The sequence below is a fragment of the Terrirubrum flagellatum genome, assembly GCF_022059845.1.
Lineage (GTDB): Bacteria > Pseudomonadota > Alphaproteobacteria > Rhizobiales > Beijerinckiaceae > Terrirubrum > Terrirubrum flagellatum.
On the sequence record NZ_CP091851.1, the window covers coordinates 2313814 to 2336434 of the forward strand.

The window sequence follows — 22621 nt, forward strand, 5'->3', positions numbered from 1 at the left end:
GCGCCCTCCAAGTCCGACCGACTGAGCCCGCCCCTGATGTTCGCGTTCCGGGAAGCGCACCGCGCTAAAGACTCCCGAAAAAATCTCGATCTCCGCGACGATTCCGGCATGAGAGTCATCGCTGGCCGCCGCACCATCAAAGGCTCGGTCACCGAATCGCAGTTGCGCGAACAACTGGCGATCGACCTCAACTCGCTTCTCAACACGGTCAATCTCGAATGCGCGCATGATCTCAAGGAATTTGATCATGTCCGGACCTCGATCCTGAATTACGGCATCCCGGAAATCAGCAACCGCACGATCGACGAGAATCGAAGCTCCGGCATCGTCGGCGAGATCAAGACCGCGCTGCTGGTTTTCGAGCCGCGGCTGCTCCCCGATACTGTGCGCGTCACGCGCGACGACTCGGTCAGCATCGATTCGCTGAACGTGCGATTCATGGTCGCGGGCGAGATGGCGTGCGACCCCGTGGCGGTCCCTGTCGAATTCGTCGCCGACATCGAGATGGAGACCGGCAAGCTCAAGATCGGCCGACGCTGAGCATGCTGACGAGACGTGGCCGTGATTCTGACAAAAGACTTACGCTTTCGGGCGTTTTCGCTCTAGGGTCGGCGACGCCTTCCCGTCTTCCGCTTGACCGCCGTTCTTGATGCACCAGGAATTCGTCGATCTCTATAATCGCGAGCTTGCGCTGTTCTACGAACACGCCAAGGAATTCGCCGAAGAGTTTCCCGGCATCGCCGATCGCCTGGGCGGGCTGACGCGCGAGCGTTCCGATCCCATGTTCGCGGGGCTGATCCAGGGCGCGGCGTTCCTCGCGGCGCGCGTGCAGCTCAAACTCAAGCACGAATTTCCCGAATTCACCAACAATCTGATCGAGCAGCTTCTGCCGGGGTTTCTGGCGCCGACGCCATCGACGCTGCTGGCTCAGGTCAAGCCGATCTTTGGCGATGCGGCCCTGCGCGACGGACGCGTCATCAAGCGAGGCGCGTTTCTCGACGCCGTCTATCGCGAGCGCGAACGGAATATCGCGTGTCGCTACACGCTGTCGTCCGACCTGACGATCTGGCCGTTCGAATTGATGAAGGCCGAGTATATTTCGACCCCCGCCCCGATCTACGCGCTCGGCGTTGAAAGCAAGGCCAAATTCTCCGCCGGGCTGCGGCTGACGCTGCGCTGCCGGACGGCGCTTCGGGTCGAGGACGAGGCGTCGGACGAGGCGGCCCGCGCCGATCCGCTTGCGCATTTCGCGGGATGCCGGATCCAGTCGCTGCCGATCCACTTCGTCGGACCTGAGGCCGACGGGGTTGCGCTCTACGAGCAGATCTTCGCCAATCGGGTTGGCGTTCACGTTCGCCATCTCGACGAGTTCGGCGATCCTGTCGCCACCGAGATTCCGGGCGCGCGTGTCGAGCAGATCGGCTTCGGCGACGACGAAACCCTCTTCCCCTATGACGCTAGGCTCTTCCGCGGCTTTTCCTATCTCCAGGAGTACTTCATCTTTCCGAGGAAATTCCTCGGCTTCAAACTCGCGACCAATAATCGGGAGCTGTTTCCGGTCGCCGCGCGCACGATCGACGTCATCATCACGTTCAACGAGCCCGCGCCGCGCCTCGCGACAGCGATCGATGAAACCATGTTCGCGCTCTATGCGGCGCCCGCGGTCAATCTGTTTCCGAGAACCACCGACCGCATCCCGATCAAGACCAATATGCACGAATATCAGGTCATTCCTGATCGCAGCCATCCGCTGAATTACGAGCCGCACACCATCATCGACGTCTTCGCCCATTATCCCGGGCGAGCCGAAAAAGAGCGCATCCTGCCGCTTTATTCTTCGCCGCTGCTGTTCGACACCGCGCGCGCGCCGCTGCATTACACGGTGCGCCGGCTGCCCCGGCGGCGAACATCGAACGAGCGCCGGTTCGGCTCGCAGTCGGACTATCTCGGCACTGAGATGTTTCTTTCGCTCACCGCGCCGAACGGCAAGGGCGACGCATCGGACATTGTCGAACTCAGCGCCCGCGCGCTGTGCTCGAACCGGCACCTCACCGATCAATTGCCCGTCGGCAGCGCCGGCGCCGACTTCACCTTCGTCGACGACACGTCGCTGCGCGTCGTCTGCGCTTCAGGGCCAACGCGCCCCAAGGAGCCCCTGCTCTATCAGAAGCATGGTTTTGGGCTGGATGTCGGCGCAGGCCCGACCGCATGGCGGCTGATCAACATGCTGGCGCTGAACCATCTCGGCCTGACGCGCGCGGACGGACAGGCCTTGCGCGAGGTTCTCTCGATCTTCGCGGATCTCAGCGACACCGTGCTGGAGCGGCGCGTGCGGAGCGTGCGCGCGATCTCGACGCGGCCGGTGATCCGTCGCCTCGCCGCGCGCACCGGCGTCGGCGCGGCGCGCGGGCTGGAGGTGAACGTCACCTTCGATGAAAAATCGTTCGAGGGCAGCGGCGTGTTCCTGCTCGGCGCGGTGCTCGATCGCTTCTTCGCGGAATATGCGGCGCTCAATCATTTCACGCAGACGGTCATCACGACGGTGGAGCGCGGCCCGATCATGCGCTGGCCGCCCCGCTCGGGTTCGCGGAGGCCGCTGTGAATCCGAACTTCCTCGACGTCATCGACGAGCCCGGCAGACACGATTTCTTCCTCGTGATGCGGCGGCTCGAGGCGCAGTTCGACAATCAGCCGCGCATTGGCGACTCCGCCGCGCGACGGCAGGAATATGTCAAGCTCGGTCAGAATCCGTTCCTCGCCTTCCCGGATTCGAATGTCAGCGAGGCGCGCCGCCGCGACGACGGACAGCTTGAGATGTTCGTACGCTTTCTCGGTCTTCTTGGTCCGCAGGGCGCGCTGCCGCTCGCCCTCACCGACGAAGCCAACTACTATGTTCGCTCCGCCGATGACGCGCTGCCTCGCTTCCTCGACATCTTCAACAACCGCTTCCTGCAGCTCTTCTTCCGGGCGTGGGCCGACTCGCGGCCGATCGCGCAGCATGACAGGCGGGACGACGACAAGTTCGAGGTCTATATCGGCTCGGCGGTGGGCCTTGGGGCGAAGGTCTTTCGCGATCTCGACACCGTGCCCGACACGGCCAAGATCGGTTTCAGCGGCCTCATGGCGCCGGCGGCGAAGAGCGCCTCGCGGCTGCGCGACCTGATCGCCGGCCTGTTCAGCGTCAAGGTCGAACTCCAGGAATTCGTCGGAATGCGGCTGTTGCTCGAACCGGGGCAGCTTTCGCGCATCGGCGCCGCCAATGCGAATCTCGGACAGGACATGATGCTCGGCGCGGGCGTGTTCAGCGTCCAGGACAAGTTCCGCCTGCGCATCTTCGCGCCTGACTTCGCCGCCTATAAGGAGTTCCTGCCGACAGGCCGGCTGGCGCGGAAACTGGCCGAGATGGTGTTCTTCTACGCCGGCGCGGAACTCGATTATGATGTCGAACTCGGCCTGCCTGCGGGGGACGCGCCGCCGGTCAAGCTGGGGGAGTCCGGACAATTGGGCTGGACGACCTGGATGGCGCCAAACTGGTCGGACAAGGCGGAGGTTCTGACCGACGCGCGCTTTGATCTCGCTTCACGATTTCTGCAACCAAAGCCATAATACGAAAACGGCTTTTAACGCCCGGGGGTCACCATGACCGACATTAGTCTTGAAACAGTCACCGGCAAACTCAACCGCGTCGGTTATGACGCGTTCATTCAGGCGCTTCGCCAGGCCAAGACGTCAGGCAATCGCAATCTTGAGCTGGCGCACTGGCTGCAGCAGCTCCTGAAATCGGATCGCACCGATCTCGCGCGCACCGCGGACAAGTTCAAGCTCGACCGGTCCAGGCTTCTCGCCGACGTCGCGCGCGTCGTCGAAGGCTTCCGCAAGAACGAGACGGAAATGCCTGGAGTATCGAACGTGCTCGTCGATCTGCTCGATCGCGGCTGGCATTACTCGACGCTGTTCTTCGGCGAGACACAGATCCGCACCGGACATGTGCTCGTCGCGGCGTTCAAGTCGCTCGAACTGCGCCGGGCCTTCACGAACATCTCCGGCGAATTCTCCAAGATCAATGTCGATACGCTGGCGGCCGAACACCGCACCATCTGGACGGGATCGGATGAGGAAAATCTCCGGCCGATCGACGGCTCGGGCCTTGCCGGCGCCGGCTCTCCGGGCGCCGAGCGTGCGGAAGGCGCCGTCGGCTCGACCGCGCTCGATCGCTTCTCGCAGGACCTGACTGCCAAAGCGAAATCCGGCGAGATGGATCCGATCGTCGGACGCGACGATGAAATCCGCCAGATCATCGACGTGCTGATGCGCCGCCGGCAGAACAATCCGATCCTCACCGGCGAGGCCGGCGTCGGCAAGACCGCTGTCGTCGAAGGTTTCGCCCAGCAGATCGCGTCGGGCAATGTGCCGCCGCCCTTGCAGGGCGTCAGGCTCTGCGCGCTCGACATCGGCCTGATGCAGGCCGGCGCCTCCATGAAGGGCGAATTCGAACAGCGCCTGCGTTCGGTCATCGACGAGGTGCAGGCCTCGCCGACGCCGATCATCCTGTTCATCGACGAGGCGCACACGCTGATCGGCGCCGGCGGACAGGCTGGCACCGGCGATGCGGCCAACCTGCTCAAGCCGGCGCTGGCGCGCGGCACGCTGCGCACGATCGCCGCGACAACCTGGTCGGAATATCGCCAGCATATCGAGAAGGACCCGGCGCTGACGCGGCGCTTCCAGCCCGTCAATGTCGACGAGCCGGACGCGGTGCGCTGCTGCGACATGCTGCGCGGCATTCTCGGCCCGATGGAGAAGCATCACAAGGTGCGCATCAGCGACGAGGCTGTGGTCGCGGCCGTGATTTTCTCGCAGCGCTATATCCCGGCGCGACAGCTTCCGGACAAGGCGGTCAGCCTGCTTGACACCGCCTGCGCGCGCGTCGCCATCAGCCAGACCGCGACGCCGGCGGCCATCGAGGATGCGCGCGTCGCCATCGACCAGCTCAAGCGCGAGAAGAGCGCGCTGACCAATGATCGCGATCTCGGCGAAGACAACGAGGAGCGGCTCACCGAAATCGACGAGACGATCGCTGCGAATGAAACCAGGCTCGCGACGCTTGAAGAAGAGTGGAAAAAAGAGGCCGAGCTCGTCAAGGAGATCAACGATCTTCGCGCCTCGCTGAAAGAGGAGGCCGCGAATCCTGAAGATGTGCGCAAGGTCCTCGCGGAAAAGGCGGCCGCCCTCTCAGGAATCAAGCCTGACGATCGCCGCGTCTACGCCCATGTCGACGAACAATCCGTCGCGTCGGTCGTGTCTGACTGGACCGGCATTCCGATCGGCAAGATGGTGCGCGACGAGATCGAGACGATCCTGAAGCTCGCGGAGATTCTCAATCAGCGCGTCGTCGGCCAGTCGCACGGCCTGCAGATGATCGCCAAGCGCATCGAAACCAATCGCGCCAAGCTCGACAATCCGAACAAGCCGATCGGCGTGTTCATGCTGTGCGGCCCATCAGGCGTCGGCAAGACCGAGACGGCGCTCGCGCTTGCAGAAGCGCTCTATGGCGGCGAGCAGAACGTCATCACCATCAATATGAGCGAGTTCCAGGAAGCGCACACCGTCTCGGGCCTGAAAGGCGCGCCTCCCGGCTATGTCGGCTATGGCGAAGGCGGACGTTTGACCGAGGCCGTGCGCCGCAAGCCCTACAGCGTCGTGCTGCTCGACGAAGTCGAGAAGGCGCATTCGGACGTGCATGAACTGTTCTTCCAGGTGTTCGACAAGGGCATCATGGAGGACGGCACCGGCCGTCGCATCGACTTCAAGAACACGCTGATCATCCTGACGTCGAATGTCGGCACCGATCTCCTGATGCAGCTCGCGAAGGACCCGGCCTATGCGAGCGATCACGAAGCGCTCGCGACCGCGATGAAGCCGGCGCTGTTGAAGGTGTTTCCGCCGGCGCTGCTCGGCCGCATCGTGACCATTCCCTATCTGCCGCTCTCGGCGGAGATGCTGGCCGGCATCGTCAAGCTCAACCTCGGCCGCATCGGCAAGCGCATCAAGGACAATCACGGCGCGAAATTCTCTTACGACGACGCCGTGGTCGATCTCATCGTGTCCCGTTGCAACGATCCGGATTCCGGCGGCCGCATGATCGACAACATCGTCACCAACTCGATGCTGCCTGCGCTGTCGCGCGCGATCCTGCACAAGTCGCTGAGCGGCGAGGAATTCACCGAGGCGAAGGTCGCCGTCGAGAACAACGACTTCGCCTATCATGTGAACTGAGAAGCCGCGGGCTTCAGGTCCGCGCTCTCTCGTTCATAGCGACAATCAGAAAATGGCGGCTCCGAGAGCATGGCGCGAAAAAGTGGGAACCGGTTTTTCCGCGACGAACGCTAGCGTTCGCGCTGCAAAAGCCATGCTCTCAACTCTTGGAATCGATCACGTTCCCGCCCTTTGATTGAACCAATCAAAGGGCGGCGTGATCTCGCCGCCGTTTTCGCATCACATGCTGAGCTGGATATTCCCGGGTCTGCGCGGCGCTGGCGCAGGAGCCGGTGCGGGCGCCGGCGCGGGAGCCGGTCTCGCGACCTGCGGACGCGGCTGCGGCGCAGGGCGCGGCTGAGCCGGACGCGGACGCGCCGGACGAGCCGCGGGCTCATCCTCTTCCTCCGCCGGCGGACGACGCGCGACCGGCGGGCAGAGCAATTGCTGGTGATCCTTCAGCAGCCGCAGCCCCTCTTCGGTCATGGGCTGCAGGCTCGCCGTCTCAAGCTTCTTTGACGCGGCGCCGAGCGCGGTCTTGGTGCCGTTGTTCAGATTGCCGTTGAGATTGCCGCTGTAGCAGCCCAGACGCTTGAGCTCGATCTGGGCCGCCTTGATCGTCTCCGGGCTGTCCGCCTTGAAGTTCGGGTCCGGCGGCGGCCGATCGACCGGCGGCGGCGCGACATTCGCAAGCTGCTGGTTAGGCTGAGACGGGTTGGCCGGAGTCACGGTCTGGTTTTGCGGCAGTTCTGAGGGAAGCGGCTCGCTGAATTCGCTGGGCCGCGAGCGACGCTCGCGATCCGCGCGCTCCTGGGCGAGCCTGCGTTCGGTCGCAACGTAATCCTGCGCCTCCCTTACTGCGTTGCCCGAGACGCCCGGCTGTTGGGGCTGCGCAGCCGCCGGTTTGTCCTCGGCGGGCGTCGAAGGGATTGTCGCCAGCGCAAGACGCTGTTCCTCGGCCTTGCGACGGTCAGCTTCGGCAAGCGCCTCGAGGCGCTTCTGCTCGGCGGCGAAGAAGTCGGCTTGACGCTTCTGTTCAACCGCCAGATCAGCCTGGCGCTTCTGCTCTGCAGCCTCGGCCCGCTTGCGCTCCTCATCCTGCCGCTTCTGTTCTGCAGCGGCGATATCGGCCTGACGTTTCTGCTCTGCGGCGGCGGCCGCAGCCGCGGCGTCAGCCTGGCGCTTCTGTTCAACCGCCAGATTAGCCAAACGCTTTTGCTCGGCCGCCTCGGCCCGCTTGCGCTCCTCATCCTGCCGCTTCTGTTCTGCAGCGGCGATATCGGCCTGCCGCTTCTGCTCCGCAGCAGCGGCATCAGCCTGGCGCTTCTGTTCAACCGCCAGATCAGCTAGGCGCTTTTGCTCGGCCGCCTCGGCCCGCTTGCGCTCCTCATCCTGCCGCTTCTGCTCTGCGGCGGCGACATCGGCCTGACGCTTCTGCTCAGCAGCAGCAGCATCGGCCTGGCGCTTCTGTTCAACCTCCAGATCAGCCAGGCGCTTTTGCTCGGCCGCCTCGGCCCGCTTGCGCTCCTCATCCTGCCGCTTCTGTTCCGCAGCCAGATCGGCCAGACGCTTTTGCTCGACAAGCTCAGCCTGACGCTTCTGCTCGGCGGCCAGATCAGCAAGACGCTTTTGTTCGGCGGCCTCGGCCTGGCGCTTCTGCTCTGCAGCCAGATCGGCCAAGCGCTTTTGCTCCGCGAGTTCCGCCTGCCGTTTCTGCTCCGCAGCCTCGGCCCGCTTGCGCTCCTCTTCCTGCTGCTGCGCGAGTCGCTGCTTCTCTCTCTCCTGCTCCGCCCGCTCCTGATCCTGCCGACGCTTCTCCGCCGCCGCGATCTCGGCCTGCCGGTCGGCGTCTTCGCGACTCCAGCGCCCATCCAGCGCGTCGCGACGCGCCGCCGCGGCGCGCTCCCTGCGCTCCTTGCTCCAGTCGTCGCCGAAGAGATTTTTCCAACGCTCCGCCGACTGCGCGGATGCGCCCGGCCGCGTCGGGGCCTGCTCCCTTTGCACCATCATCGTCTTGACGATCGCGCCAAGCGGATGGTCGCCGAATTTATCGGCATAGCCGCGCAGCACGGCGACTTCGGGATTAACGCCGAGGCCGCGATAAGCGGCGTTCGGCGTGTCGCCCCGCGCGAAATAAAACGGGCCTTGCAGCGACGCGGTCAGCGCCAGCGCCTGCTGACCGCTGCTGCGGAAGGTCGTGAGTTGCTGGACGCGCCGGAAGAGCGCCTTCGCCTCGAACGCCGGACGCTCGATCTCCGACAGCAGGGAATCCACCAGGACGCTTGCCCGCCCCGTGCCCTCGCACGACCCGGGCGACGCAGCCGATGACACAGCCGTCAGCGTGTCCGCGCGCGCCGGGATGTCGCCAAGGCCTGGCTTCGCCGCGCCGCCGATCTCCTGAAGCACGCCGGACAGTTGCTCGGCTCCACAGCCGTCGACGATCAAAAACGACGCTTTCGCCCTCGACAGCGCGCCAATGACTTGCGCGAGCTGAAGCGTGTCCCATTCGAAGCTGGCGTCGTCTCTCAGAACGATATCGACGGGAACGAGATACCCCGCGCCGCGATAACGGAGCGAATAACCGGCGAAAAACACCAGCGCCGCATCTGCTCCCGAGGCGCTGCGCTGGAAGTTCGATACGCTCGAGCGCATGGCGCCGAGATCGGCGTTGATCGCGCGGATCACCTCGAAGCCGAGCCGCTCCAGCGCGCCTCCAAGGTCGTTCGCATCCCTGTCCGCGTTCTTCAACGCCCCCGCATGTTGATAGTTGGCGTTGCCGATGACGAGCGCGACGCGTCTCTCCGTCTGCGCGATCGCGGACGATGCGCATGCGACGAAGGCCAGCCAGGCCAGAAAGGCGATCAGGCGTTTCGGCAAAGGGCGCTCGTTCGCGACTCCTGCAATCGATTGTATCTGAAATCCGGTGTTATCAGCAAATCATGGCGCGAGGCTGACGGATAGCGTCGACGCCGGGAATTTCCTGCTGTCGTCAGCGAAATGTGAATGTCCGGCCTTCGATCCGTCGAACAACCGTCCTCACCCATCTAGATGCGTGATCGCTGCCGTGGGGTGCGCGCCCGCACCGTCCCGGGCTATTTCCTGAGCGCCGCCAGCGCCTGCTGGAAGCCTTTCGGCTGGATCGTGAATTTGAGCCCGCGCCCGTCGGAGGCATAGATCGTCGCCTCGGCCTGCTCGGTGGCGGCGATCTCGCGGATCAGCGCATCATCCATCAGCGTCGCGGCGTCGCAACGATTGGGCTCGCAGGTGGTGAAGGGCAGCTTGCGCGGCTCCTTGCCCGAGAGCTTCAGCTCCACGCCCGGCGCCAGCAGCAGACCCGGCGGAAAACGCAGCACCGACACCAGCGCGCCGGCGTTGTTGAAGCCGATCTGCCAGGCGAACACGACGACGTTGCTGTTGTTGGACGGCTGGGTGATCTGCAATTCGGCGGCGCAGAGGCGCTTGTCGGTCGGCTCCTTCCCGTCGCGGCAGGTCACGGTCCAGTTGTCGAAGGTCAGGATCTCGGTCCGCGTCGATGTCGAAGGCGCCGGAGCGGAGGGCGCGGGCTGCGCCGGAGCCGGCCTTTGCGGCGCCGCCGGCCGCGGCTGTTGCGGTTGCTGCGCCAGTCCCGGCGAAGCCGCGCAAAAAAGCGCGACGGTGAAACCAAGGCCTGCGAAAGCGCGCATCAACTTGTTCCCGGCGAATCCGCGCCCGCGATAGCCCGTCCGGCTCAGAACTGCAATTTGAGACCTGCGTTGAAGGCCTTGCCGTGGACCTTGTCGCCGAAGCGATAGTCGCCGCGCACGAAGCCGAGGAAGTTGGTGTCGACGATCTTGAACTGCAGCCCGCCGCCAACCTGCCCGAACGTGCCGACCCGCTCCGTCGTGACGTCGAACGTCGTGCCGATCGTCTGCACCTGAGCCTTCGTGTCGCTGGCGAACTCATGCCACACCGAACCATGGATGAACGGCGCGAGAATGAGCTTGTCCTGCACCACGAAGCTCGTGCCGATATTGGCCCCCGCCCGGCCCAGAATGCTGTTGATCGCCGCAAACGTCGCCTGATCGCCCGTCCCCGTCGCCAGCGGCAGGTTGCCGAAGGTGTAGCGCCCCTTCGACACGCCGATCGACGGCTCCACATACCAGCTCTCGAACAGGCTCAAACGGTAGGACATGTTGGCGTTGAGGCTCAGCCCGTCGCCGGTCAGGCGCTGGTCCTTCGCCGTGAACGCCACGCCGCCGCCCGTCGAGTTCACCACCGCGTCATAGAAATCCTTGCGCAGGTTCACTTCCGCCACGAACGGCCCGTTCGACAGGAAGGTGTAGAGCGCGACATAGGGCACGTTCATCTTGATCGACGTGCTGACCGTGGTCGAGCCGGCCCCGGCCCCGCCGGGATTGGGCGTCACCGAATTGGAACGGCCATTGGTCGTGGCCACGCCGCCGAACAGGCCGGCGTTGAAGTTCCAGCCCGTGCCATGGATGTTGTAGACGCCGATGTCGGCCCCGGCCTGGAAGCCGGTGAAGGTCGATTTGGTGTTGGTCGCCGACAGCGAGGTCAGGCCCGATCCGGTCGACGTGCCGTTGAGATCGGTGGTCGCGTCGCCAGTCGAGAAGCGGATGAAGGGGCCGCCGCCGATCTGGTTCGGGGCGGGATCATCCGGCCGCGACACGATCGCCGACGCCGCCTGGAAGAAGCCGGTGGTCAGGCTGGCGATCGAGCTGTTGAGCCCCGTGGCCACGCCCGCCACCGGCGCCGGGTTGAACACCGACACCACCTGGAACCGGCCCGAGCCCGCCGCGCTCTCGGCCAGGAAGTAGTTGATGAAGCCGTTCGTCGCCACCAGCCCCTGATTGACCGACAGGCTCGAGCCGCCGGTGACCGTCAGCACGTCGATCGGCGTGGTGAAGGCGACCCGGCCCGAATTGACGATGTTGAACGCCAGCGAGGTCGAGCCCGAGCCGGCGCCATTGACCGTCACCAGATCGGCGCGCGTTCCCGTCGCCCGCGACAGATCAAGATCGAGCGCGATCCGCGAGCCTGAGGCGCCGGCGTAGCTTCCGGTCAGCGTCAGCGTGTCCGTCAGGCTGCCGTTGCGCAGATCGATCAGGCCGGCCGCCGTGTTGACGAAGCTCGTCGCGCCGAGCGTGCGCGCACCGGTCGCCGTCACCGCGCCGCTGTTGGTGAAGGTGGTGACCCCGGTGAAGTTGCCGCCGGCGAGCGCGAACGTCCCGCTGTTGGCGAACGTGCTGTTGGCCGTCGTCGTCCCGTTGACGGTGAAGGTTCCGCTGTTGACGTTCGCGCCATTGAGCGCCCCGCCCGTCGTCGTCGCGATGTTGGAGTTGGTCAGGCCGTTCGTCACAATCCCCGAATTGGCGAACGTGCCGGAATTGACGATCGAACCGTTCCACGTCCCGGCATTGGTGATCGCTCCCGAACTCGACGCGACATTGCCGTTCCACGTCCCGTTGTTCGTGATCGCGCCGCTGTTCAGCGCGACATTGCCGTTCCAGAGATTGTTGTTGGTGATCGTCCCGCTGTTGCTCGCGACGTTGGCGTTATAGGTCCCGTTGTTGGTGACCGTTCCCGCGTTGGTCAGATCGTCATTGATGGTGCCGCCGGCGTTCACCGTGATCACGCCGCCGGCGAGATTGTTGATCGCGTTCGCCGTCAGCGTGCCTGATACGCTGATCGTCGCCGAGTTGGTCAGCGTCGTGATGCCGGAGAACGTCGCGCCGGCGTTGACGAGAAGCGTCGCGACTTCCTTGTTCTCGAAGGTCGAATTCGTCGTCGAGTTCGTGCTCACCGTGAACACGCCCGCGCCCATATTGACGATCGTGCCGGTGATCGTCCCCGCGCCATTCCAAGCGCCTGAGTTGACGATGTCGGTCGTGCCGGTGACGACGCCTTTCCAAGTCCCGGTGTTGTTGATCGTTCCCGTCGACGCATTGGTCACGTCGCCGGTCCATGTTCCGCTGTTGTCGATCCGGCCGCCGTTCGTCACGTTGCCAGTCCAGGTCGCGGCGTTGACGATAATGCCGGTCGAGCCGTTGACCACGTCGCCGGTCCAGATCGCCGCGCCGGTATTGTTCACCGTGCCGCTGTTCGACAGCGTTCCGTTCACGGCTCCGGTATTGTTGAACGTCGTCCCGTTCTGGTTGCTCACCGGCGCATTGAGCGTGCCGTTGTTGTTGATCGTTCCGCCGCCGCCGGCCGTGTTGGTGACAGACGCGACCGTCTGCGTCGTCGCCGCGGCGATGTTCAGCGCACCCGCGTTCACCGTCACCGCGCCCGTTCCCAGCGCGTTGGTCGCGTTCGCGTTCAACGTGCCGCCATTGACGACCGTGCCGCCGCTGTAGCTGTTGGCGCCCGCGAGCGTCTGCGTCCCGCCCGAGACCGCGAACACGCCGCCCGCGCCGCCGATCGCCCCCGAAAACGTCGTCGAGCCGTTGGTGATTGTCAGTGTCTTCGAACCGAGCGCCACCGTTCCGACGCCTGACAAGGTCGTGATCGACGCGCCCGAGGTCGTCGCGGAAATATCGAACGTCCCGTCCGCCTGGACGCCGCTCGAATTCGCGATCGAACCCGAACCGGACAAAGCCAGCGTGCCGGCGCTGATCAGTGTCGCGCCGGAATAGCCGTTTGTCCCGCTTAGTGTTTCGACGCCACCTGAAACCGTTAGTCCTCCCGCGCCGCCGATCGCGCCGGCGAAAGTGGTCGAACCGTTGGTGATCGTCAGCGTCTTCGAACCAAGCGCCACCGTTCCAGCGCCCGACAAGGTCGTGATCGATGCGCCCGACGTCGTCGCGGAAATATCGAACGCTCCATCCGCCTGGACGCCGCTTGAGGTCGCGATCGAACCCGAGCCTGACAGCGCGAGCGTGCCCGCGCTGATCACTGTCGCGCCCGTATAGGAGTTCGCAGCCGAAAGGGTCCAGGTTCCGGCGCCGTCCTTGGTCAGGCTGGTGACGGTCGAAATGCCCGTCGTGCTGACGACGCCATCGCCCGCGCCGCCCAACGTCAGATTGAACGCGCCGCTGATTCCGCCGGTGAGGGTCAGCGCTCCCGCATCCGAGTTGATGCGGCTGTCGCTGTCGAGCGTGATCGCGCCTGCCCAACTGTTAACGCCGGAGATGTTACGCAGCGCGCCGCCACCCGAGACGCCTGTCCCGAAAAGAGCCAGCGTTTCCGCGCCGACCGCGATGTTCCCCTGCAATTCGAGCGCCGCGCCATTGGAGACTATCGTTCCCGCGGCTGTCGCGCCCAGCGCCGTGTTGTTCTGGATATTCAGCACGCCGGCGGTGATCGTCGTCACGCCGGTGTAGGCATTCGCGGCCGACAGCGTCCAGGTTCCCGCGCCGTCCTTGCTCAGAACCGTCACGGTCGCGTCGATGGGCGTCGTGCTGACGACGCCGTTGCCCGCGCCGCCGAGAGTCAGCGTAAAGGCGCCGCTGATGCCGCCCGTCAGCGTCAGCGTCCCCGCGTCCGAGTTGATGCGGCTGTCGCCGTTGAGCGTGATCGCGCCGGCCCAACTGTTGGCGCCCGAAATGTTGCGCAGCGCGCCGCCGTTGGACACGCCCGTTCCGAAAAGACCCAGCGCTTCGGCGCCGACCGCGATGCCGCCTTGCAATTCAAGCGCCGCCCCGATCCCGACTGTCGTTCCGGTGGCGGCCGTTCCCAGCGCCAAGGCGTTCTGGATATTCAGGACGCCCGCATTGATTGTGGTCGCGCCGGTGTAATTGTTGGCGCCGGTCAGCGTGAATGTGCCGGTTCCCTGCTTGATAAGGGCGCCGCCGGCCGCGCCGTCCAACACGCCCGAAAATGTCGTCGAAGTGCTGTCGCCGGTGGTCAGCGTATTTCCATTCAGGAAAACCGTACCGCCGGCCACGCCGCCATCGGACAGCGAGCCGATGGTCTGCGCGGCGAAGAGAGTCACAGTACCCGGCGATTTGACGGTCAAGGCGCCGGTCGCTGCGAGCACGTTGGCGTTGACCAAGCCCAGAGCGCCTGAATTGACTGTCGTGCCGCCAGTATAGGTGCTGGCGCCGAAGTAGTTGACCGTAGCCGTGTCGATCGTCACCGAGCCAGTTCCGGTCTGGATCTGGCCGATCATGGCAATGGTTCCGGTCCCGCCCAGCGCCAGGTTGAATGCGCCGGTGATGTTGCCGTTCAGGTTGAACAGGTTGCCGCCGGAAGTATTGATGCGCGAATTCGCCGCCAAAACGATCGCGCCGCCATAGCTGGTGTTGCCGGTCGCGCTTCGCAACGCGCCGTCATTGGATATGCCGGTCCCGCTGATCGTCAGCGCGTTGCTGACCGTGATGCCGCCCTGGATTTCGAGCGCGGCGCCGCTTGCGACCACGACCGCGCCCGATCCCAGCGCAGATGCGGTGGCGACGCTGACAACACCGGCGTTGATGTTCGTGCCGCCGGTATAGCTGCTGCTCGGACCAGACAGAGTGACCGTGCCCGCCGTGCTCTTGATCACGGCGCCAGCGCCGCTGAGATTCGCGCTCACCGCCCCGCTCTGAAGATCGAACGTTCCCGATGAGTTGAATGTGCCGTTCTGCACCGTGCCGCCCTGAAGCACGAGGCCGCCATTCTGCGTGACTGTCAGACCGCCGAGATCGAGCACGCCGCCCGACACGGTCGTTGAATTCGCAGTATTGCCCAGCGCGCTCGCATTGCCGACCGTGATCTGGCCGAGGCTGACCGTCGTGCCGCCGGTGTAGGTATTGACGCCCGAAAGCGTGACCGTTCCCGCGCCAGACTTGAGGACCGCGCCGCTGCCGCTGATGACGTTGGACAGCGTCTGGCCGCTTGTGGTCGCGAAATCCACCGAGCCCGTGACAGCGATATTGCCGGTGAATGTGCCGCCGCCAAGCACCAGCGTGTTGGCGCCGCCCGTGAACGTCACCGCATTTGCACGCGTCACGCCATCGCCCGACAACCCGCCGGAAATCGATCCTGCAAGAGCGTTGATGGTGATGCCCGAACCGACGACGCCAGCGCCGCCCGCCCCAGCAGCGCCAGCTCCAGCGCCGTTGTTCGCGCCGCCCGCGCCGCCCGCGCCGCCTTGTATCACCCCGGTGTTCGTTAGCGTGCCGTTGCTTCCGGTTGCGAAGAACACGCCAACGCCGCCAACGCCGCCCGCGCCGCCGACATTGCTATCGCCGCCCGTTGTCCCGCTGCCGCCGCCCGCGCCGCCGGCGCCGCCAGTGATCGTAAGCGCGTTTATTCCGCCCGCGCCTGTAATGAATGCGCCGTAGCCACCTGCGCCACCGCCGCCGGCGCCGCCGCCATTGAATGCGTTACCGCCGTTGCCGCCGGCGCCGCCGGTGGCGGGGGTCGCCAAGGGGAACGTCGCCGAGACTGCGCCATGCGCGCCGCCGCCGCCGCCGCCCGCTCCGCTGCCGAAAAAGCCGCCGCCATCTGCGCCGTTGCCGCCGGCTCCGCCGACGCCAGCCACCGCGGCCGTGCCGCCCGCCCCTCCGGCGCCGCCTGCAGTTGGAACGCCGTCGGCGCCGCCGGCTCCGCCGGCGCCGCCTGTAATACCAGCGCCGCCGCCGCCGCCGCCGCCGCCCAGATTGACGATGTTCGCGCCATCGGACCCATTGGTCGCCGCGCCCGTGGCCGCATTCGTGCTGCCGCCGCTTCCGGCGCCACTGCCCGAAGTCGCAATACCGGAGCCATTGCCGCCCGTCTGTTGCGCCGCCGCCGGTGTCGCCGCCATAAGCGCTACAGCCGCCGCGCCGACAAGCGCGGTGCTCCCGAGCAGAAGGGCGATCCGACGCCTGCCCCGTCCGCTGTTCACAATCTTCGAGCCCGACATCCCGACCCCTGAATTTCTATTTCTGAACGCGACCCGCGGACACAGATTCGCAAACTCTGAAACGCAATAACCCGAAGGGGATACAGGGCGATTCTTCCATGGGCAACTCAGCCGCCCCGGAGCGGCCCTATTCCCGCCGGAAATCCGGCTTTTGACGATTCATCCAACAGGCTGATATATATTGATTTTTTGCCTCGACGGGAGGCTGCCCGACAATTGTTTCGGATTCATTAACCGCAACTCCGCCGCATTGTCCGGACAAGTGTGGCGGCCGGGCCACAATCTCCCGATATTTCCGAACATCTCCGCGGACATGATTTTGAGCGATTCTGGCTTGACATTTCCGGACTAAATTCCTATTATTGATTTTGCCTCTGCTCTCCTGGGGCCGTCCGGGTCAGGACCGAACGGGAGCAGAGGGCGGACCTGCGGGTTCTGATCGCGACCTGGCTTTCAGGACTCCCGGGAGCTTCCGACAGCACGCCCGCCCGACAATACGATCGGGCTGCCCCAGGAGGGCCTTAAGCGGGAGACCGCGGAGAGCGTGCGACGGGAAGCTACAAGATCCGCGCCGGGAGCGCCGGAAGGCGAAATCCCACCACTTATTTTTGGCCGCGCCTATCAGGCGCTCCCGGCCTCCCCTTGGAGGCGAGGATGAAGGGAAGATCAAAGCGGAGAGGAAGGCGGAGTAGCGTGGAAACGCGAGAAATTCGCGCGTCTACTTTCCACCGTCATTCCGGGGCCGAGTGCAGCGAGGAGCCCGGAACCCAGAAGATAGTTCAGCCGGCTCGATCTCTGGGTTCCGGGCTCGCTCCTGCGGAGCGCCCCGGAATGACGAAACTAAAAGAGAGGCGCGCGGAAAGTTTTCGCGCACCGTTCCGGGGACGGAGATGCGGCCATCGCCTCTTCCACAAAAGGGCGCAATCCTGTGATAGCTACGTCTCGCGACTGCTCCGGCGCGGCCCGCGCGGCGGTCGTTGACTTTTAACGGTCCCGCAGGACAATGCCGGCATATATTGCTCTTCGATTTCGCTGCGAGCCCCTCTGTGTCGTTCTGGCCTAAAAGCTCTCAGGCAGGCCCGCGGCGCGGCAAGGCGGGCAAGGTCGACTTCTCCAAAGTGCTTGAGGATGACGGCGCGCAGGCGAAGCCCGCGGCCGTAAAACCTGCCGAACCCGCAGCCAGAAAAACCGAGCCGGCGGCGAAATCCCGGAAGGCCGCCGCGCCTGAATCGCCGTCCAAGCTGAAAGACGTCGACGCGCCCGTCTTCAAGCCCGGCAAGTCGCGCGCCGAACGCAAGAAGGCCGTCAAGCTCGGCGCATTGAAGCCGGCGAAGAAAGCGAAGAAGCCATTCTCGCTCGTGATCGGAGCGGGATCGGTGGTCAGCGTTCTCGCGCTCATGCTGCTGCTGCTCGCCTGGGGCGGCGGCATGACCATGCTGCTGATTTTCGGCGACAGGCTCTCGTCGAAACTGATCGCGCAAAGCAGCGAGATGCAGGACGCCTATGAGCAGCGCCTGCAGGCCTATCGCGACGAGATCGCGCGCGTCGTCAGCGAAGCCGAACAGACCAAGGTCGACTCAAATTCGATCACTGGCCGGGTCATCGAACTCACCAAGAAGCAGCGCATGATCGAATCGCGCCAGGCGATTCTCAACAAGCTCGCCGAACAGATCGGCGGCGACGCCGCAGCCGCTTCCGCGGCGGCCGGCGCGGCCCAGCCCGCCTCCTCGACCGCGCCTCCGCCGCCGCCGACACGACCGACCTTCCCGACGCGACCGTCGACGCCGGGCCAGACGCGCGGCGACGCGACGATCCCGCAGCTCTTCCCGACCGAGACGGCGGATGCGACGCCCGACGCCGGCGACGCCAATCCCGCGCCCTCGATCACGCGGCCGGTGCGGCTCGCATCGAGCGATCCCTCGGATTCGCTGCGCTACGCCCAGCTTCTCGAAGTGCCGCAGATCGAGAGCGGCCCCTCACAGGAAGACCTTGAGAACGAGGCGCAGGTCGACCGGCTGATGCGCGCGGTCTCGGTCATCGAGAACCAGCAGATACAGTCGCTCAACGGCTTCGCGCGGCTCTCCGACATCCGCATCATCCAGATGCGCGGCGCGCTGACGATCCTTGGCCTCACGCCTGAAGAACTCGCGCCCGACAATGGCCGCAGCGCCGCCAGCATGCCGGGATTCCAGTTGCCGCTGAACGAGCAGAACACCCCGTTCGGCCAGCGCATCTCCCAGATCCGCACCAACAGCGCGCTGCTGTTTCGGCTGGGACCGGCGCTGAAAGCGATGCCGATCGCGCGGCCGACGCATGAGACGCGCTTCGCCAGCCCGTTCGGCTATCGCGTCCATCCGATCTATCACACGCAGAAATTGCACGCCGGCATGGATCTCGCGGCGCCCATGGGCACGCCGATCGTCGCGGCCGGCGCCGGCGTCGTGCTCAGCGCCGGCTGGGCCGGCGGCTATGGCAACATGGTCCAGATCGACCACGGCAACGGCGTGATCACCCGCTACGGCCACATGTCCGAGATCGACGTCACGCAGGGGCAGCCGCTTCAGGTCGGCGGCCTCGTCGGCAAGGTCGGATCAACAGGGGCGTCGACAGGCCCTCACCTTCACTTCGAAACCCGCTTGCGCGGCACGCCCTACAATCCCGCCTGCTTCCTCATCGCCGGCGACAAGCTGCGCAACGGCAATTCGACGGGAATGAACTGCGACAAGCCGCCCTTCTCGCACCGGCCGCCGAGCGAAGAGGAAGACGACGACGACAGCGAGAGCTGACGCCGCCTCATCTTTGGGCGCCGCGTTATCAAAGACTTAATGGCTGAAGAATGCGGCGCGCGCGAAACCAAGCATTAACTCGGCTCACGCCTGATGCTGGCCGAGAGAGGTTAAATCGCGCTAGTCACGTTCATCGCAAAAAAATTCGCAGCAGCGGGGAACCGCAGCCCGAGTTTGTCATTAAGCGGCGCAGGTGGTAAACGCCACAACTGGAGACTCGATATGAAATCCGGAATCGCCCTCGCCGTCGCGTCCTCGGCGCTGCTGCTTGTCTCAGCCGCCGGCGCATTCGCCGATGAGGTCGTGGCTACGCCGGCTCCGGCCCCGGCGACCACGGAAACAGCCGCCGCCGCGGAGCTTCCTCTTCCTCCGACGCGTCCGGTTGCGACTCCGGCGCGCCCCGTCGCGGCCGCTCCGCGCCGAATCGTTCGCGTGACGCCGGTCGCGCCGCAGCAGCCTCGTCCGATCGTGGTCGCCGCCACGGAAAAGAAGGCTCCGCAGATCTGGCTCTATATGGGCTACGGCTTCTGACATCAGCGCTCCGGCGCACACCACGACCGCGTGAGTTCCGCTCACGCGGTTTTTTGTTGGTGAAATCCGCCGCCCTTCCACGCTTCGCCGACGATCCGCCCGTCACTGATCATGTGCGGCGGCGCACGGGCTCCTTCGCGCGGCCCTTCCTCGCTTCATGACCCTGCGCTATAGGGTTGAGGCGGTTTGATTTCTCACTATTGCGCGCCGAGCCCGGGACCTTCGATGTCGTGGTACAATAAAGTGCTGTGGAAGGAAGGGCTGTTCCTAAGACCCCATCATCTCCAGCAAAACGATCGGTATCACGAGCATCTGCTCGAATCGCGCGTGCGGACGATTTCGCCCTATCCATGGGGCTTTTCCGCGCTCGAAATTGATCGTGACCTGCTGCAGCAGCGCAAATTCGCGCTGCGCCGCGCCGCCGGCGTGCTGCAGGACGGGACGCCGTTCGATCTGCCCGCCGACAGTCCCCTGCCCCTGCCAATCGAGGTGCCGGACACCGCGGCCGGACAATTCCTCTGGCTGACGATGCCGATGGCGACGTCGAATTCGCGCGAGGTCGATCAGCCCGAAACCGAGAGCGCCAGCCGCTATGTCGCCGGCCTCGAAATGTTCATCGATTCGACCTCGTCGCTCCGCATCGAGGAAGAGATCGACATCGCTTCACCGCGCCTGGCGCTCGAATTGCGCAAGACGGCGAAGCCGGGCTTCGTGTCGATCGGAATCGCGCGCGTGCTTGAAGTGCGCGACAAGGCGGTGCTGCTCGATGATCAGTATGTCCCGCCAGTGCTGATCTGCACGGCGCATCCGGTCGTCGACGGATGGACGGATCGCGTGCTCGGCTGGATCGACAACAAGGTCGAGGAGCTTGCGCGCTACGCCGCTGATCCCACCGCCGGCGGCGGTCTGCAGAGCGTCGATTATTTCGTGCTGCAGCTCCTCAACCATCACGGCCCGGTGCTGAAGCATCTCCGCCGCTCGCGCTATGTGCATCCCGAGCGCCTCTACGAAGAGATGCTGCGCTTCGTCGGCGAGCTAGCGACATTCTCGTCGCCGGAGCGGCGCGCGAATGATTATGAAGCCTATGATCACGACGATCTCGAAGGCACGTTCGCGCCCATCATCCGCGATATTCAGGCCTATCTCTCGGTGAGTTTCGGCCGGCGCGCGCTGCGTCTCGAAATCATCGAGCGCGCTCCGAACGCGTTCGTATCGACGATCCGTGATCGCTCGCTGTTCCGCACCGCCAATCTCATTCTCGAAGTGTCGGCGCGCCGCCCGCTCAGCGAAATCCAGGCGCAATTCCCGCATCTGTTCAAGATCGGTCCGAACACCAAGATGAACGAGATCGTCCATACGCACCTGCCGGGCGTCGGCCTCGTCCACCTACCGGCCCCGCCGCCGCAGATCCGCGCGATGGCCGATCACGTCTACTTCCTGTTCGACCGCAACTCGCCGCTCTGGCCCGAGTTCAGTTCCGCCAGCGCGATCGGCATGCATTTCGCCGGCGACTGGCCTGAGCTAGAATTGGAGTTGTGGGCTGTGCTGGGAGATCGGCGTTGAGCGACGACCCTTTCCAGAGAAGCGACAAGACCATCATCCGACCCAACCCCGGCGGGCGCCGCCCGGCGCCCCCGGCCCAGGCTGCGCCACCTCCGCCGCAACAGCCTTATCCCCAGCCGCAGGGCTATCCGCCGCCGCCGGCTTACCAGCCGCCGCCAGCCTATCAGCCTCCGGCGCCGCCTCCGGCCTATCCCTCGTCGCAGAACTATCAGCCGCCGCCAGCCTATCCCGCGGCGGCGCAGCCCTATCAGGCGCCGCCGCCCTACCCTGCTCCGGCACAGCCCTACGGAGCGCAGCCCTATGGCGCGCCGCCGCCCTACGGCCAGCCGCCCGCGCATGGGCAGGACGATTGGGTGAGAACCCAGCAGGCTGCTCCCCCGCTGCCGAGCGAGCCGCAGCGCGCGATGATCCTGAAACGCGACGTGCCGATCGCGTCGAACGAGAACCCGATCATCGAGGCCGCGAGCCCGATCCTGCTCCTGCTTGGCCGCCTGCGCGTCTCGCTGATGCGCGCGAATTTCGCGAATCTGATGGATCAGGTCGCCGACGCGACCGAGGAGTTCGACCGGAAAATCCGTCAGGCGAGCGTGCCGGAAAATCAGGCGCGCGTCGCAAAGTATGTGCTGTGCGCGACCGCCGACGATATCGTTCAGAACATTCCGAGCGAAGAGCGCCACACCTGGACCCAATACAGCATGCTCGCGCGCTTCTTCGGCGAGCGCGTCGGCGGCGTGCGCTTCTTCGATGAGCTTGAGCGCGCGAAAGCCGACCCGACGACGAACTACTCCGTTCTCGAATTGATGTACGCGTGCCTCGCGATGGGCTTCCAGGGCATCCATCGCACGGCCGCTGGCGGCGCGGCGAACCTGCAGATGATCCAGCGCAACCTCTACGAGGTGCTGCGTCGCGTGAAGCAACGGTCGACATCCGATCTCTCCCCGCACTGGCTCGGACAGGACATCCCGTCACAGACGCCGACATTCCGCATTCCCTTCTGGGCGCTGCTCGCGGTCGCGGCGGCGCTGCTGTTCGCGCTGTTCGTGACGCTGCGAATCCTGCTCGCCGGCAACACCGAAGCTGTGACCGACGAGATGCGCCGGCTCTTCCCCGAAGCAGGGCTGACGATCGAACGCGCGCCGGTTCCGGCGCCGGCTCCAAATCTGCCGCCGCCCCCTCCGCCGGAACCGCCGCGCGCCTCGACACAGCTCGAGCGCATTCGCGCCGTGCTTGCCGACGAGATCGCGGCGAAAAAGGCCGACGCCGTCGAGAATGGAACGTCGATCGTGATCCGCGTCGGCGATTTCGCGACCTTCACGTCGGGATCGGCGACCGTGCTCGACAGCTTCAAGCCGATCGCGGCGAAGATCTCGGCGTCGCTGAACAAGGAGCCCGGCGACATCAGGATCGTCGGACACACCGACAGCACCAAGATCGCCAGCGCCCGCTTCCCGTCGAACTACGAATTGTCGCTTGAGCGCGCGAAGGCGGTCGCTGCGATCCTGAAGCCAGGCATCACACAGCAGGACCGCTTCAAGATCGAGGGCAAGGGCGATACAGCGCCGGTGGCGACGAACCAGACGGCGGAAGGGCGCGCGCGCAACCGGCGCGTGGAGATTTCGATTCCGCGTGAAGAAACAACGCGCAAACCGTAACCGCG

The 22621-nt window shown here is 65.1% G+C and carries 11 protein-coding genes; 8 read left to right on the top strand and 3 right to left on the bottom strand.

Annotated elements, in window-relative coordinates; all coding sequences use genetic code 11:
- Nucleotides 1-108 precede the first annotated feature (108 nt).
- From tssE to tssH, 4 genes are all read left to right on the top strand, one after another.
- Nucleotides 109-540, top strand: coding sequence for a type VI secretion system baseplate subunit TssE (gene tssE / locus L8F45_RS11235; RefSeq protein WP_342362957.1), 432 nt, complete (start codon nucleotides 109-111; stop codon nucleotides 538-540).
- Nucleotides 541-649: 109 nt separating this feature from the next.
- Nucleotides 650-2602 carry a type VI secretion system baseplate subunit TssF gene (gene tssF, locus L8F45_RS11240; protein ID WP_342362958.1) on the top strand — a complete coding sequence of 651 codons (1953 nt, stop codon included), beginning with the start codon at nucleotides 650-652 and terminating at the stop codon, nucleotides 2600-2602.
- Entirely contained in the window at nucleotides 2599-3606 is a 1008-nt protein-coding gene (tssG, locus tag L8F45_RS11245; protein ID WP_342362959.1) for a type VI secretion system baseplate subunit TssG, read from the top strand. The genes tssF and tssG overlap by 4 nt, the downstream gene beginning before the upstream one ends.
- Nucleotides 3607-3639: 33 nt before the next feature.
- Complete coding sequence (gene tssH / locus L8F45_RS11250; RefSeq protein WP_342362960.1) at nucleotides 3640-6276, top strand: type VI secretion system ATPase TssH; 2637 nt, start codon at nucleotides 3640-3642, stop codon at nucleotides 6274-6276.
- Between the two features lie 219 nt (nucleotides 6277-6495).
- Here the strand turns inward: tssH and L8F45_RS11255 are convergent, their stop codons facing one another.
- From L8F45_RS11255 to L8F45_RS11265, 3 genes are all read right to left on the bottom strand, one after another.
- The gene (locus L8F45_RS11255) at nucleotides 6496-9132 is read right to left on the bottom strand and encodes a caspase family protein (protein ID WP_342362961.1); all 2637 of its coding nucleotides are present in this window, start codon (nucleotides 9130-9132) and stop codon (nucleotides 6496-6498) included.
- Nucleotides 9133-9347: 215 nt separating this feature from the next.
- Nucleotides 9348-9938 (bottom strand): invasion associated locus B family protein, encoded by a 591-nt coding sequence (locus tag L8F45_RS11260; protein ID WP_342362962.1) that lies wholly within the window; start codon nucleotides 9936-9938, stop codon nucleotides 9348-9350.
- A gap of 44 nt (nucleotides 9939-9982) precedes the next feature.
- Nucleotides 9983-15985: a beta strand repeat-containing protein gene (locus L8F45_RS11265; RefSeq protein WP_342362963.1), complete on the bottom strand. Its 6003-nt coding sequence runs from the start codon at nucleotides 15983-15985 to the stop codon at nucleotides 9983-9985.
- A 1145-nt stretch (nucleotides 15986-17130) separates the two neighbouring features.
- On the opposite strand from L8F45_RS11265, the gene L8F45_RS11270 reads away from it, so the two are divergent.
- The 4 genes from L8F45_RS11270 to tssL all read left to right on the top strand — a co-directional run bounded on the left by L8F45_RS11270 (nucleotide 17131) and on the right by tssL (nucleotide 22616).
- Entirely contained in the window at nucleotides 17131-18870 is a 1740-nt protein-coding gene (locus tag L8F45_RS11270; protein WP_342362964.1) for a M23 family metallopeptidase, read from the top strand.
- Nucleotides 18871-19092: 222 nt separating this feature from the next.
- A complete protein-coding gene (locus L8F45_RS11275; RefSeq protein WP_342362965.1) occupies nucleotides 19093-19401 on the top strand; it encodes a hypothetical protein in 309 nt (102 codons plus the stop codon).
- A gap of 225 nt (nucleotides 19402-19626) precedes the next feature.
- Entirely contained in the window at nucleotides 19627-20964 is a 1338-nt protein-coding gene (gene tssK, locus L8F45_RS11280) for a type VI secretion system baseplate subunit TssK (protein ID WP_342362966.1), read from the top strand.
- Nucleotides 20961-22616, top strand: coding sequence for a type VI secretion system protein TssL, long form (tssL, locus tag L8F45_RS11285; RefSeq protein ID WP_342362967.1), 1656 nt, complete (start codon nucleotides 20961-20963; stop codon nucleotides 22614-22616). Before tssK ends, tssL begins: the two co-directional genes overlap by 4 nt.
- Nucleotides 22617-22621 lie beyond the last annotated feature (5 nt).